Source organism: uncultured Anaerotruncus sp. (genome assembly GCF_902490045.1).
Lineage (GTDB): Bacteria > Bacillota > Clostridia > Oscillospirales > Ruminococcaceae > Anaerotruncus.
The window spans coordinates 23381-37242 of sequence record NZ_CABUCJ010000010.1; the positions used below are offsets into that span (position 1 = coordinate 23381).

The 13862-nt window shown below is 60.5% G+C and carries 10 protein-coding genes and 1 tRNA gene; 2 read left to right on the top strand and 9 right to left on the bottom strand.

All coding sequences use genetic code 11. From position 1 onward, the window contains the following. Positions 1-13 precede the first annotated feature (13 nt). Entirely contained in the window at positions 14-868 is an 855-nt protein-coding gene (locus tag RDM88_RS02285) for an MBL fold metallo-hydrolase (RefSeq protein WP_308752818.1), read from the bottom strand. A gap of 21 nt (positions 869-889) precedes the next feature. Further along, entirely contained in the window at positions 890-2248 is a 1359-nt protein-coding gene (locus RDM88_RS02290) for an amidohydrolase family protein (protein ID WP_308752820.1), read from the bottom strand. A 425-nt stretch (positions 2249-2673) separates the two neighbouring features. Here RDM88_RS02290 and RDM88_RS02295 point away from each other — a divergent pair, with 425 nt between their 5' ends. Beyond that, entirely contained in the window at positions 2674-3879 is a 1206-nt protein-coding gene (locus RDM88_RS02295) for a 2-isopropylmalate synthase (RefSeq protein WP_308752822.1), read from the top strand. 95 nt (positions 3880-3974) lie between these two features. Next, positions 3975-4637 carry a GntR family transcriptional regulator gene (locus RDM88_RS02300; protein WP_308752824.1) on the top strand — a complete coding sequence of 221 codons (663 nt, stop codon included), beginning with the start codon at positions 3975-3977 and terminating at the stop codon, positions 4635-4637. A gap of 462 nt (positions 4638-5099) precedes the next feature. Here the strand turns inward: RDM88_RS02300 and RDM88_RS02305 are convergent. The 7 genes from RDM88_RS02305 to RDM88_RS02335 form a co-directional block, all read right to left on the bottom strand. Continuing rightward, positions 5100-5176, bottom strand: a tRNA-Val gene (locus RDM88_RS02305). Between the two features lie 54 nt (positions 5177-5230). Next, positions 5231-6286 (bottom strand): galactose ABC transporter substrate-binding protein, encoded by a 1056-nt coding sequence (locus RDM88_RS02310; protein WP_308752826.1) that lies wholly within the window; start codon positions 6284-6286, stop codon positions 5231-5233. A 41-nt stretch (positions 6287-6327) separates the two neighbouring features. Next, positions 6328-7293: a substrate-binding domain-containing protein gene (locus RDM88_RS02315; RefSeq protein ID WP_308752828.1), complete on the bottom strand. Its 966-nt coding sequence runs from the start codon at positions 7291-7293 to the stop codon at positions 6328-6330. After that, the gene (locus RDM88_RS02320) at positions 7290-9101 is read right to left on the bottom strand and encodes a cache domain-containing protein (RefSeq protein ID WP_308752830.1); all 1812 of its coding nucleotides are present in this window, start codon (positions 9099-9101) and stop codon (positions 7290-7292) included. Before RDM88_RS02320 ends, RDM88_RS02315 begins: the two co-directional genes overlap by 4 nt. After that, entirely contained in the window at positions 9094-10710 is a 1617-nt protein-coding gene (locus tag RDM88_RS02325; RefSeq protein ID WP_308752832.1) for a response regulator transcription factor, read from the bottom strand. Before RDM88_RS02325 ends, RDM88_RS02320 begins: the two co-directional genes overlap by 8 nt. A gap of 260 nt (positions 10711-10970) precedes the next feature. Beyond that, complete coding sequence (gene mglC / locus RDM88_RS02330) at positions 10971-12209, bottom strand: galactose/methyl galactoside ABC transporter permease MglC (protein ID WP_308752834.1); 1239 nt, start codon at positions 12207-12209, stop codon at positions 10971-10973. Between the two features lie 23 nt (positions 12210-12232). Next, positions 12233-13735: a sugar ABC transporter ATP-binding protein gene (locus tag RDM88_RS02335; RefSeq protein ID WP_308752836.1), complete on the bottom strand. Its 1503-nt coding sequence runs from the start codon at positions 13733-13735 to the stop codon at positions 12233-12235. Positions 13736-13862: the final 127 nt, after the last annotated feature.

The window sequence follows — 13862 nt, forward strand, 5'->3', positions numbered from 1 at the left end:
GCAAGATTCTGTTTTATGGGGCCGCGGGAGCCTCGTCCGGGCTGGCCCGTTCCTGCTCCGCCTTCAAAAGATCGTATAGATAGGAGACGTTGTTCTTCTGCACGTTTTGCATCAGGTCCTCCGTGCCCGGCGACATGGGATACCGGTCGGCAAAGGAAATTTCGCGGACCGCCTCCTCCTTGGACCAGCCCAGTCCGACCGCTTCCTTCACCCTGTCGATCCACTCCCTGATAAACGCGCGCTGCTCCCGCAGATACGACTTGCCGCACACCTCCCCGTGCCCGGGGACGATGTAATCCACATCCAGCTTTTCGATTTCCGACAGGGACTCCAGCCAGCGGTAGACGTCCCCCGAATAGAGGAACGACTGCGTCCTGTAAAAAACATTGTCGCCCGTAAAGAGCACGCGTTCCTCCGGGATCAGGACGCTCGTCTGGCCCATCGTATGGCCCGGATGATTGATCAGCTGGACGGTGTGGTTTCCGGAATGCAGCGTCAGCCGGTCGGTAAAGGTGATGGTCGGCGGATTGGGTTCCCTTTCGGCAACGAGCCCGTACCCCTCCGGGTCGATGACGGCCACGCGGCTCAAAATGGTTTCCTTGGACACGGAAAGGATGCCCTCCCGCGTTTTCTCGTGTCCGATCACCGGCACCCTGAAAAAACAATTTCCCGTAAAATGATCCCGGTGGCATTCCGTGTTGATCAGGTACTTCGGGGTGCCCTTGGACGAGATTTCCCTCGCCCATTCACAGGCGACCGTGGGGCGCTGCGGCGTGTCGATCAGGATGATCCCGTCGTCGGTTAAAAGGTAGCCCACGTTGCAGCCCCCGATTTTGGTTTCCACAAAAATGTTCTTCGTCAACTGCATTGACTGCGCCTCCAAGCCCGCTTATAAATGCCGGAACAGATAGCTGCCGTTCCCTTTCTGGTCCGCCAGATGGCCGTCCTCCGCCGCAACCCTGCCGTTTACAATGGTCATCACGGGCCACCCCTTCAGGACCTTTCCCTGGAAGATGGAAAAATCGCTGCTGGAACCGATCTTTGCGGGGTCGACCCGCTGCTCTTTTTCCAAATCCAGAATGACGATGTCGGCGTCCGAGCCGACCTGGATGGTCCCCTTCTGCGGATAGAGCCCGAAAATTTTGGCGGGCGACATCGTGGCCCTCCGGACGATATCGATCAGCGGCACGCCGCGCTTGTGGTACCCCTCGTCGATCAGGACGGGCAGGTGGGTGCCGAGGACCGCGTAGCCCGTCCGGCTTCCCCACATGCCTTGGTCGAGCTTCTTATCCGCCACGGTCCGCGTTACGTTGTCCGTCCCGAAGCTGTCGACGACGCCCTCGCGGACCCCCCTCCACAGGGCGTCCGAATCCTTTTTCTCCCGGATCGGCGGAATCATCTTCGCCAGCATCCCGATGGGGTCCTGTGTGTTCAGGCCCAGGTGCGCCGAGGTGACCTCCGCGTACAGGTTTTGGTTCTCCCTTTTCAGCAGGCGCATCCGCTCGATCGCCGCCTCTGAGGTGATGTGGACCACATACAGCCTGGCCCCGGCCTCCTGCGCAAGGCGCGCGGCGCGGATGACGGCCTCCTCCTCGGCCACTGCGGGGCGGGTATCCTGCCAGTCCTGGAGGTTCCCGTCTTTTTTGACCGCCATGGCTTCCCGCGTCCAGCGGTCTATGATGCGCTCGTTTTCCGCGTGAACGGATGCCAGCGCCCTTTTGCCCAGGGCGGCAACCTTTTGGAACCCGGCGAAAATGAAGCCGTCGTCGGCGCTTTCAACGATGCCGGGGTTCCCGCACATATAGAACTTAAAGGTTGTGGACCCGATTTCCGCGGCATAGGCGGCCAGCTCGCTCAAGTGCTCTTCGGTGCTGATTTGGATATGGAAGCACATGTTGGTGTGGATTCCGTTTTTGATGGTCTCCATATAGTCCCTGTTCGATTTTAAATAACTGCCCTGATCCCGCAGATAGCAGCCGACCGTTGTGACGCCTCCGATCGCGGCGGCCCTCGTTTCGCTCACGGCCAGTCTGGAGAACTGCTCCGGATTCGTCCCCAGATGGACGTGCGGGTCGATGACGCCGGGCATCACGTATTTCCCGGCCGCGTCGATCGTCCGCCTTGCCGCCGGGAGACAGCCCGGGGCGCCGATCCCCACGATTTTTCCCCTGTCGATGGCCACGGCGGCCTTTGTCAGCCCCACCTCGGGGATTACCAGGGTTCCGTTCTCTATCAGTAAATCCACCACTTCGCTTTGCCTTCCTTCCCGTTTTTTGATTCCTGATTTGCAGCGCTTTGGCGGTGTCCGCCGTCACGGCGCCTGCTTGCCGGGGATTTTTATGTTGATTCTATGTTATATATTATATATGATTATGTCAATGATTCTATTGCCTAAAAATCCGGCTCTGTCTTTGTTGAAATCAGAGATTTCATACAAAATTTATTGATCTTACGGAAGATAAAGGCCGATAAACACCGGATAGTTGGAGATTGTATACAATAACGATGAAAGAAATTTGGGCAAATTCTTAGTTGCGCGTGGAATCAATATCATATATCATATATAATAATAGACGGAAGGGGGCCGGCGCGGCGTCTGCGGGAAGCCGTGGAAGAGACAGCCCGGCGGCCCTCCTGTCCGCGCCGGAGAAATGGGAAAGGGATGATGTAAATATGGACACGCGCTTATGGAAAAACGAGGACTATTGGGTCAGCAGCTACAATTTTGATCCGGAGACGGTGGCGGGACATCACATATCAAACAACCTGAAAATTCATGACGCCACCCTGCGGGACGGGGAACAGACCCCGGGGGTCGTGCTGCGAAAAGAGGAAAAGGTACGGATCGCCCAGCTGCTGGACGAAGCCGGCGTTCACCGCATCGAGGCCGGGATGCCCGCCGTCTCTGACGAAGATAAGCTCGCCATCGCGGAAATCAAGCGCCGGGGCCCCAGGGCCGAAATCTTCGGCTTTGTGCGGGCGATGGAATCCGATCTGATCCTGTGTAAGGAATGCGGCGTGGACGGTATTGTCCTCGAGGTCCCCATCGGCCGGCCGAAGCTGGAATTGCAGTTTAAATGGGACATCCGGCGCGTCATCGACAGCAGCGTGGCCTCCATCCGCAAGGCGAGGGAATTGGGCCTCAAGGTGATCTATTTCCCCTACGACACCACCCGCGCCGACGAGGGCGACCTCGACCTGCTGCTGGATGCGCTGCAGGGGGACGCGCGGCCCGACGCCATTGGGCTCGTGGACACCATGGGCTGCGCGCTGCCCGGCGCCGTCGCCACCATGATGCGGTACATCAAAGAGCGGACCGGAGGACTTCCCATCGAAATCCATACCCATAACGACTTCGGCCTGGCTGTGGCCGGCACGCTGCAGGCCGTGCTGTGCGGGGCGGACGCTGTCCACTGCTGCGTCAACGGGCTGGGCGAGCGCACCGGGAATTGTTCCCTGGAGGAAATCGTCTGCGTCATCCAAATCCTTCTTGCAAAGGACCTGGGCATCGACCTTACGAAGCTGCAGGGGATTTCGGATTATGTGGCGGAGAAGAGCGGGATTCCCGTCATGCGCAACAAGCCCATCGTGGGGAAGGACATCTTTGCGCGCGAATCGGGGATTGGCGCCGATACGCTTTTCAGCGCGCCGCTCGCGATGTTCGCCCTCAATCCCGCCCTGCTCGGAAAGGAGCCCCGGCTCATCCTCGGGAAAAAGAGCGGCATGCTTTCGATCGGAAAGAAACTGGAGTTGCTGGGCGTCACACTGAGCGATGATCAGAAGCGGGCGCTTCTCGGGGACGTCAAGGCGCTGGGAATCCAAAAGGAGCGCGCGCTCACCGACGAGGAGTTCCTCGCCCTCCTCAGGAATTATCAGTGAAAGCGCGGGAATAAGGCTATTGAACTAGCTTGGCAAATTCTGCTATAATAACGGTGGACAAACTGGACCCCATTACAGCGGTAGGAGAAGCCTTCATGGAAAAATATAAAAGCAAAGTTGATATCATTTACGATCTCCTGATGACGGATATCGCCAAGGGCGTTTACCGGCAGGACGACCGGCTGGTCATCAGCCAGATCGCGCGCCAGAACAACGTCAGCGATATTCCGGTCCGGGAGGCGCTACGCCGCCTCGAGAGCGAAGGATATGTCAAGATCAGCGCGAACCAGGGCGCGACGGTGTGCGCGTTCAGCATTGAACGGCTGCTCGAGATTATCCGCATCAAAAGCGTTCTGGAGGGCTACGCCACGCGCCTGAGCATTGATTATGTGACGCCGGCGCTTTTGAAAAAGCTGCGCAATCTCAACGGACAGATGAAAAAGGCGGTTGACGCCGGGAATTTCCCGAAATATTCCGAGCTCAACGTGAAATTCCATATGAGCATCTACGAAGCGACTCCCTACACCGAGCTGTACAACATGATCCAGGACCTCTGGCGGAAGTGGAGCATCACCCGGTCGGTCTTTGCCGTGGACCCGAACCGTATGCAGGAATCGACCCGGGAACACGAGGAGATCATCCGCCTGCTGGAGGAGAAGCAGTATGATCAGGTGGAGCAGTATGTCCGCCTCCACAAGCAGCGGACCGAAACCGTCTTCCTGAGCCGCGAGCGGCCGGACGATTTACGGGGTGCGTAAGACCCCCGCCGCGGACGGAAAACAGAAACAAAAACCGCCGGCACAGCCGGCGGTTTTTTATCTGCCGTCCCCGGCCGGCATGACTCCATACGCACCGCTTGCCGCATGAAAAAGCCCTGCGCGGGATTTCCCGCGCAGGGCTTTTTGGCGGCGGGGGAACGCGTCCCTTCAAACCGCGCAGTGCCGGCTTATAAAATCCAACGACTTCCGGATGGCCCGCCGCACCTGGCCAGGCGTGGGCGTCAGCTGCTCGACCGCGAAATCCGACACCCGGACCCGGAAGCTCTGCGGCACCTCCAGCCTGCAGGGAAAGGAGGGAAGCCGCTTTTCCAGGCGATGAAGGCGCTGTTCTGATTTTACCGCCACGGGGGACGGAGGCGGGCGGGAAACCGCCCGCCTCCCTTTCTGTCCGCTTAAAGCAAAATGAAAAAGCCTTGCACAGAAAACCTGCGCAAGGCTTTTTGGTGGGAACACGGGGACTCGAACCCTGGACTTCCTGCGTGTGATGCAGGCACTCTAACCAGCTGAGCTATGCTCCCGAGACAAGTGATATTATAGCACATCATCCGGGGAAAGGCAAGCCCTTTTTTGCACTAGTCGTCGAACTCCTGCATGACGTTCCCGATCGTGATCGTGTGGTGGGGAAGCCAGACATACTGTCCTTCCAGCCGTGGGACCGCCTCCTTGACGTCCCGCCCGGTGGAGAGCGCGTAGGCGAGCTCAAAGATCGCCTCGGCCTGCCCCTTGGCGTCGTTGAGCACGGTGCCGGTCAGTGTCCCCTCCTTGATCGCGTCGCGTGCGGGCGGCGTGGCGTCGATGCCGACGATCACCGGGAGGTCCTCGATGCCCGCCGCGCGGTAGGCGTCGATCGCGCCGAGCGCCATATCGTCGTTGTTGCTGAAAACCACCTCGATGCGGGGGCCGATCTCGTCGTCCTTCAGCCACTGGCCCATCTTGGCGGAGGCCTGCGCGCGCTGCCAGTTGGCGGTGTCGTTGGCGAGCTTCTCCACGCTGATGCCCGCGCCCGTCACCGTCTTGATCGAATATTCGGTGCGGATGGCGGCGTCCTGGTGGCCGGGCTCCCCCTCGAGCATGACGTATTGGATCCTACCGTCCCCGTTGCGGTCGACCAGCTCGGGGTCCCTGTTAAAGAGGTCGGAGACAATACGCCCCTGCAGGACCCCCGATTCGCTGGCGATGGCGCCGACATAGTAGGCGCGGTCCCACCGCTGCATATCCTCCTCGACCGGCTCGCGGTTGAAAAAGACGATGGGGATGTTCGCGGACTTGGCCTTGTCGATGATGACAGAGGCGGCCGTGCGGTCGACCTCGTTGACGCAGATGACGTCGTAGCCCTGCGAGAGGAACTTGTCCACCTGGTCGTTCTGGATCCCCTGGTTGCCCTTGCCGTCCATCACGTTGACGGAGATTTTGACGTTGTCCTGGGACTCACGGGCCTTTGCGGTTTCGAGGAAATACCCGCTGAGGGTGGAGATAAAGGTGTCGTCCTGCCGGTAGACGGTCATGCCGATCTTAATCTGCCGCAGGTCGGGGTTCTGGCTCTGGCCCGAATCGCCGCATCCGCCGGAAGCGAGCGTCAGGCAGAGCGCGGCAGTCAACAGGAGCGCCGTCCTTTTCCGGATGTTCATGCGAAAACCTCCTTCTTGCAGGTCCCCGTCGGGATGCCGGTTCAGCGGATAAACGGGAAGAGCAGCCGCTGGTTTTCCGGGTCGTACATGTTTTTCCAGTTGATCATGCGCTGCTCGACGACGGTGGCCGGCGCGACCGGACGCTTTTGGAGGGAATCGACGGCCGCCTTGACCCCCAGGTAACCGATGCCGAAATCATTCTGCACGATCGTGGCGTTGACAATGTCCTGCTCGATATAGGAAGCGACCTTGCCGGTCGCGCCGATGCCGAAGAGGGTGAGGTAATCGGCCCGCTCGTCGATGACCGCCTGCGCGGCCGCCTCGAGCGCGGTGACGTCGAGGGTGACCACCACGTCGACCGACTTGGGCCGCAGCTCCTGGGCCAGCGTCCGGGCGGCCTCCGACGAATCGTCGGGGAGCGTCCAGCTGACCACCTCGCCGCCGATCTCCCCGAGCACGCTCATGAGCCCGGCGCGCCGCTGCTGCACATTACTGCACTGCGCGCTCGACTCCACGACGGCCAGCCGCTTGCGGGCGTTGCCGCTGCGCACGATCTCCTGGCCGAGCTGGACCCCCATCGCGTAGTTGTCCGCCGAAATATAGGATTTGACCGCGGCGCTGTTGACGGTCGATTCGATGCAGACCACCGGGATGTTCTCGGAGACCCGCTCGATCGTGTTGACCAGCCCGTTGCTGTCGGCGGCGGCGAGGACGATTGCGTCCACGCCGCTGTCGTATTCGCGCTGGATCAGGGAAATCTGCTCCCGGAGGTTGTTCTCCTCCGACAGGGTGATAAAGCTCAGGTCGACGTTCATCTCGCTGGCGGCCTGGTCGGCCCCCTGCTTGATGCTCTCCCACTTCTCGCCCGTCTTGCCCCGCACGATGAGGGAGACGTCATAGACCTCAGGGGCCTTCTCCTCCCCGAGCACGTCGAAGGTGAGGATCGCGAAGGAGATCGCGAACGCGGACAGGAGCAGCACGAACACGAGGATTCTTCGCTGTGTCATTTCACGTCCCCTCCTTTCACAGCCTCGTCATAGCTGTGGCGGGGCAAGTGGATGCGCACGGTGGTGCCCACGTCCGGCTCGCTGAGGATGGTCAGGCCGTAGCTCTCCCCGTAGCGCAGCTGGATACGCTGGTTGACGTTGCGCAGCCCGATGCCGGACCCCTTGGAACGCACCCGCGTCTCGTCGGTCAGCAGGGTTCCGCAGACCTCTGCGGGAATGCCGCTGCCGTTGTCCGAAACATCGATGTACAGGTCGCCGTCCTCTCCGACATAGGAGTGGACCCGGATTTCGCCGTCTCCGTCCATGAATTCCATGCCGTGGTAGATGGCGTTTTCCAGCAGCGGCTGGACGATCAGCTTGATCGTCTCGAGGCGCAGCGTCTCGGGCGCGGCGTCGATCGAGACGGCGAATTTGTTCTTGTAGCGCATCTTCTGGATGGTCAGGTAGTTGCGCGCGTGCTCGAGCTCGTCGTTCACCGGAATGACCGTCCTGCCCTTCGACAGGCTGATGCGGAAGAGCCGCGCGAGCGCGGTGACCATCGTGACAGCCTCCCCGTACCGCTCGTTCTCGATCATCCAGACGATCGAATCGAGGGTGTTGTAGAGGAAGTGGGGGTTGATCTGGCTCTGGAGCGCGTCGAACTCGCTCTTGCGCTTGGCCTCCTGCTCGACGACGATGTCCTCCATCAGCTGGCGCATCTGGCCCACCATCCGGCGGATCGTCTTGCCGAGGTGCTGGATTTCGTAGGAGCCGCCGACGGCGATGCTGACGTCGAGGTTGTTCTTTTCCAGCTCCTTGACCGAGTTTTCCAGCGCCTTGATCGGGTTGGCGATGCGCGACGAGACGAACAGGTTCGCAAACACCATCAGGAACATCGTGAAGAAGATGATGAAAACCGCGAAGGTGCGGATGTGGTAGTAGTCGGCGGTGATGTCGGCCATCGGGGTGACGCCGACGATCTTCCAGCCGGTGTAGCCGACCGTCTTGACGGTGACCACCCGCTCCCGGCCGTTGAAGGTCTCGATATGGTTGCCGTCCTCATAGTGGACGGCGGCGTGGTTGTTTTCCTCGAGCAGGTTGGAGTAGAGCAGCTGCTGGCGGGGGTGGTAGATGATCTCCCCCTCGCTGTCGATGAGGTAGACGTAGCCGCTGCCGCCGAGGCGGACGTTCTTGAAGAGCTGCTCGATGCCCGAAAAGTTCATGTCGACGAGCAGGACGCCGTGGCGGACGCTGCCGCTGCTCGTCAGCTCGACGGCGCGGGAGAGGGAGACCACCCAGCGGTAGCGGTAGTCGGGGTCCTCGAAGAGGTTCTGCACGTGCGGGGTGGAAAAGTGCAGGTTTTCGATCTTGCCCATCGCGCGCACAAACCAGTCCTGCTCGTTGGGCCGCACCGTCTTTTTCAAAATCGAAAGCGGGGACGCGGCCACCAGCCCGCCCTCGTCGTCCACCACCACGATGCTGACGAGCAGGTCGCGGTTGGTCTCGTAGAGCAGGTTCATCTGCGCGTCGATCGTCTCCTCCGAGAGGTCGACGTTCTTGATGACGCGGTAATACATCGCGTCGGAGACGCGCATCATATTGCGCAGGTAGGTGTCCAGGTTCATGTTGACCTGTTCGATGACGCGCCGGTTGTCCTCCTTGACCATCTGCTCGGTCGAGGTGGCGAAGCGCAGGTAGAGGGTCAGCCCCAGGAAGATCATCCCCACCATCGCCACGATCGTGAAGGAGATCGAGATCATATACTGGATGCTGCGCTTCTGGTAGGACTTTGTGACGCGCCGGAACCACTCCCGGATGGCGTCAATCATGTGCGGCCCCCTGGCTGCTGCGGTATTTGGTCGGCGACATGCCGAACTGCTTTTTAAAGACGTAGCTGAAGTAGTTCGGCTCGGTGTAGCCGACCTTCAGCGAGATCTCATAGGTCTTGTCCTCGGTGGTCGAGAGGAGCTTGACCGCCTCGTCCATGCGCACCTGCGTGAGGTAGGCCACGAAGCTCATGCCCGTCTCCTTTTTGAAGAGGGTGGAGAAATAGGCGGGGGAGACATGCAGATGGTCGCAGAGCATTTCGACCGAGATGTCGGGGCTCTGGTAATTTTCGGAGATGAACTGCTTGGCGCTCTCGGCGATCTCCTTGGAGGAGTTAGTGCGCTCCCGGCGGATCATCGAGGAGATCGTCAGGCACATCTCGGTCAGGCGGCGCCCCAGCTCGTCGAGGGAATCGAAGCTCGTGAGGGCGAAGCCGCTGTCGAAATCACGCCCGAACACCTTGGAGGCGTCGAGCTGGTAGGTGCGGATGACCTTGAGAAGCTCGGCCATCATCTCCATGAGGCAGAGCTGGTACTGCCCGATCGGCAGGCGCGCCTCCTTGAACCGCCCGACACAGCGGTCGACGGCTTGGCGGATGTTCTCCGGGGTCCCCAGCTTGATGGCGGCGAGCAGGTCGCGCTTGTCCTGCTCGTCGAAGGGGAGCTGCGCGGAGGGGTCGGGCTCGACGTCGTCGATGTAGATCGCGCGTCCCGAGCCCATCAGCACCCGGTAGTCGAGCGCGCTGCGCGCGCCCTCGGCCGAAAAGTGCAGGTCCGCGAGCGACTCGCACAGGCTGCCGACCCCCGCGGTCAGCGTCAGGCGCAGAAACCGCTTGGCCAGCTTGCAGACCTGGTTCATGCCGTCGATGAGGGCGAGCACCTGCCCGCGCTCGTCGAAGCTGGCGATGACCGCGACCGAATCGTTGTAGAGGGTGCTCTTGAAGCAGCACCGCCGCCCGAGGTTTTCGTCGATGATCTGCCGCACCGAGAGGGGCAGCAGCTCGCTCTGGCGGATGGGCGCGTCCTCCGGCGTGTCGCTGTCAAAGTGGGTGAGCACGACCGTCCAGTACCGCCCCGACAGGTCGATGCCGTACTGCTCCGCCTGTTCGCCGGCGCGCCGCTCGGTGATCCGCCCGTCGAGCAGGCGGCCGTAGAACTGCTCGCGCAGCAGCGGCAGGCTGCTCTGGTAGCGCTGGCGCAGCAGCGCGATGTTGCGCTTTTCGGCAAACTCCGCGTCAAGCTGGCTTTTCAGGCGCTGCAAAACCGCCGTCAGTTCGGCGGCGTTGATCGGTTTGAGGATGTATTCGGCGGCTCCCATCTGGATCGCCTTCTGGGCGTACTCAAAGTCGTCGAAGCCGGAAAAGATCACGAGCTTGGTGTCGGGCATCAGCTCGCACAGCCGTTTCCCGAGGGTGAGCCCGTCCATGAAGGGCATCTTGATGTCGGTCATCACGACGTCGGGATGGAGCTGCTCGGCAAGCTCGAGCGCCTCCTGGCCGTTTTCGGCCGAGGCGACCAGCTCGAACCCGTTGCCCGTCCAGTCGATCTTTCGCCGGATCCCGTCGCGGATCTCCTCCTCGTCGTCGACAAGCATAACGCGGTACAGGGACATGGAATCCTCCTTCCGGCCGGCGGGTCCCCGCCCGCGGCCGCAAAACCTCCCCGGCGGGAGGGCTTTTCAGGCGGGCGGCCCTCATCCCGGCCCCCGCGGCAATGGAAAACAGGGCGCGCCTTGCGCGCCGAAAGGGGTTCTGTGCAGGATACACAGTATTGTTCCCCTGATAATCACTAGCATTATATCATTTTCTTCCAAAAAAAGAAAGGGCCGACTTAAAAAGCCGGACCCTTTTTTGGGAAACCAAACGGTTAGGATTATTTCTTGCGGTATTTGCCCATGTCGATCGCGACCGCGACGGCGATGATGATGCCCTTGATGACCTGCTGCCACATCGGGGAGATGTTGATAAACTGCAGGCCGTACTGGATGACCGAGAAGATCAGAACACCGGAGACGATGCCGCCGACCTTACCGATACCGCCGTTCAGAGAGACGCCGCCGACGACGCACGCGGCGATCGCGTCGAGTTCGTAGCCGTTGCCGTAGTTGTTCGTGGCGCCCGCGGTACGGGCGGCCTCCAGAACGCCGCCGACGCCGTAGAGGGCGGAGGCGAGGATGAAGATGCCCATGATGGTCTTGAAGACGTTGACGCCCGAAACGACCGCCGCTTCACGGTTGCCGCCGATGGCGTAGACGTTCTTGCCGAACACCGTCTTGTTGAGCACGAACCAGATGACCACCAGCACGACGAGGGCGATCGGCACGAGGATCGAGATGCCGGGGAAGACGACCTGTCCGGCCGCGTTTTTGAATTCAAAGAGCTTGGTGAGGCCAAGCGCCGAGAAGTCGGGACGGATGCCGCCCAGAGGCTGCGAGTTGTTGGGAGGCATATCGAAGTAGAGGGATGTCGCGCCGTAGACGATAACCTGGACAGCCAGCGTGGCGATGAACGGATGCATGTCATATTTCGCGACGAGGAAGCCGTTGAGTGTGCCAAAGAACATGCAGGCGAGGATCGCGAGCACGATCGGCAGGATGATCGGGACCTGCGGCAGATCGGGGTAGAAGCGGTTGGCGTATGTAGCCGTCTGGAGCATCGAGCAGGAGATGACCGACGCGAGGCCGACCATACGGCCGGCGGACAGGTCGGTACCTGCAATCAGCAGGGTGAAGCAGATGCCCAGCGCGATGATCAGCCTCGTGGAGGAGATCGACAGGATATCAAGGATAACGCGGACCTGCATGAACCGGCGCTCCCTGATGCAGATGACCACGACCAGCACGAGCAGCGCGAGGATGATCGCGTAGTTGGTCAGGAAGGCTTTCGCCGCTTTCTGGGAGAACGTGACGTCGCCGAGGGTGGCGCGCCGGGAATACTGGATGCCGCCGTAGATGGCGACGATGATGCCGAGACCGATCAGGATGACCGGAAGGTCAAAGATCACCTTGGACAGGTCGACGATCTGCAGAATGATGCCGAGAACTGCCAGGACGATGCCGCCGATGATGAAACCCATGGAATATTTCGCGCGGGGGACGATCTTTCCTTGCATTCCTAGTACCTCACTTTCCTAAATCATTTCATAAACTGGGTTGCCAGGCGCATAACCTCGACCTGGTCGAACTGGTCCTTCTCGAGGAAGCCGGTAACCCTGCCCTCGCACATGACCATGACACGGTCGGCCATGCCGAGCAGCTCGGGCATCTCAGAGGAGATCATAATGATGCTCTTGCCCGCCTTGACGAGATCGAGCATAATGGTGTAGATCTCATATTTGGCGCCGACATCGATGCCGCGCGTCGGCTCATCAAGAATCAGGATGTCGGGATCTGTGAGCAGCCAGCGGGCGATCAGCACCTTCTGCTGGTTGCCGCCCGAGAGGTTCTGCATCGCAGTCTCAAGGGTCGGAGTCTTGACGTTGAGCTGCTTGTCAGCTTCCGAAGCGGCCTGATAGCGCTTCTTCTCCTGGAGCACGCCGTGCTTGGCGTATTTCTGCTGGCTTGCAATAACGGTGTTGTCGAGCACCGAAAGGGAACCGAACACGCCGGTCGCGCGCCGTTCCTCGGTCAGCAGGGCGATTTTCGCGGCCTTGGCGTCACGCACATTCTTGACGTGGAAGGCCTTGCCGTTCTTCTCGATGATGCCGGAAGCGATCTCCCGCAAACCAAAGATCGCTTCGACCAGCTCGGTGCGCTGCGCGCCGACCAGTCCGCCGATGCCGAGAATCTCGCCGCGGTGCAGATGGAAGCTGACGTCCTGGAATGATTTGGGAAGTGGGGAGCAGACGCCCTTGACACGGAGCACCGTCTCGCGCGGGAAGGGCTCGTAGTCCTTGGGCGGGAAGCGGTTGGTCATGTCGCGGCCGACCATGCGGCTGATGATCAGGTCGGTGGTCAGTTCGGCCGCGGGCCAGGTGCCGACATACTGTCCATCGCGCATGATGGTAACCTCGTCCGCGATGCGCAGGATCTCCTCCATCTTGTGAGAGATGTAGATAATGGAGCGCCCTTCGTCGCGGAGCTGGTTGATGATCTTGAAGAGATGCTCGGTCTCATTATCGGTCAGCGACGAGGTCGGCTCATCCATGATAATGATCTTCGAGTTGTAGCTGACGGCTCTTGCGATCTCCACCAGCTGCAGGGTAGATGCGGAGAGCTCGCCCGCGCGGATTTCGGGGTCGATGTCCAGATCGACTTTTTTGAACAGGTCCTTGGTCATCTGGATCATCTTTTTCTTGTCCACGGCGATGCCCTTCATGGGGAATCTGCCCAGCCAGATATTCTCCATGACCGGCCGGAACCGGATCGGGTGGAGTTCCTGGTGGATCATGGAAACGCCCAGATCAAGTGCCTGCTTGGAAGTGTTGATGACTTCCTTTTTCCCGTCGAGAATGATCTCGCCGCCATCTTCGTGATAGATGCCGAAAAGACATTTCATCAGGGTGGATTTGCCGGCGCCGTTCTCGCCCATCAGAGCGTGCACGGTGCCCGGACGGACTTTTAGTGTAACGCCGTCCAAGGCGGTGACGCCGGGAAAAACCTTGGTGATCTTGTTCATTTCCAGCACGTATTCGCCCATACTGTCGTCCTCCTTCTTTCCTGAAATAAGATGCCCGCGTTCGCCGCGTCGCGGGAAACAGCGCGCGGCAGGCCGACAGCCGGCCCGCGGACATAAAATTCGGCGGGGAACGCGGAAAGCGCTTGCT

What these genes read in the sequence shown, in the direction of transcription:
- RDM88_RS02285 (WP_308752818.1), bottom strand. Translation starts at nt 868, where the DNA reads ATGCAGTTGACGAAGAACATTTTTGTGGAAACCAAAATCGGGGGCTGC.
- RDM88_RS02295 (WP_308752822.1), top strand. Translation starts at nt 2,674, where the DNA reads ATGGACACGCGCTTATGGAAAAACGAGGACTATTGGGTCAGCAGCTAC.
- RDM88_RS02300 (WP_308752824.1), top strand. Translation starts at nt 3,975, where the DNA reads ATGGAAAAATATAAAAGCAAAGTTGATATCATTTACGATCTCCTGATG.
- RDM88_RS02310 (WP_308752826.1), bottom strand. Translation starts at nt 6,286, where the DNA reads ATGAACATCCGGAAAAGGACGGCGCTCCTGTTGACTGCCGCGCTCTGC.
- RDM88_RS02315 (WP_308752828.1), bottom strand. Translation starts at nt 7,293, where the DNA reads ATGACACAGCGAAGAATCCTCGTGTTCGTGCTGCTCCTGTCCGCGTTC.
- RDM88_RS02320 (WP_308752830.1), bottom strand. Translation starts at nt 9,101, where the DNA reads ATGATTGACGCCATCCGGGAGTGGTTCCGGCGCGTCACAAAGTCCTAC.
- RDM88_RS02325 (WP_308752832.1), bottom strand. Translation starts at nt 10,710, where the DNA reads ATGTCCCTGTACCGCGTTATGCTTGTCGACGACGAGGAGGAGATCCGC.
- mglC (WP_308752834.1), bottom strand. Translation starts at nt 12,209, where the DNA reads ATGCAAGGAAAGATCGTCCCCCGCGCGAAATATTCCATGGGTTTCATC.
- RDM88_RS02335 (WP_308752836.1), bottom strand. Translation starts at nt 13,735, where the DNA reads ATGGGCGAATACGTGCTGGAAATGAACAAGATCACCAAGGTTTTTCCC.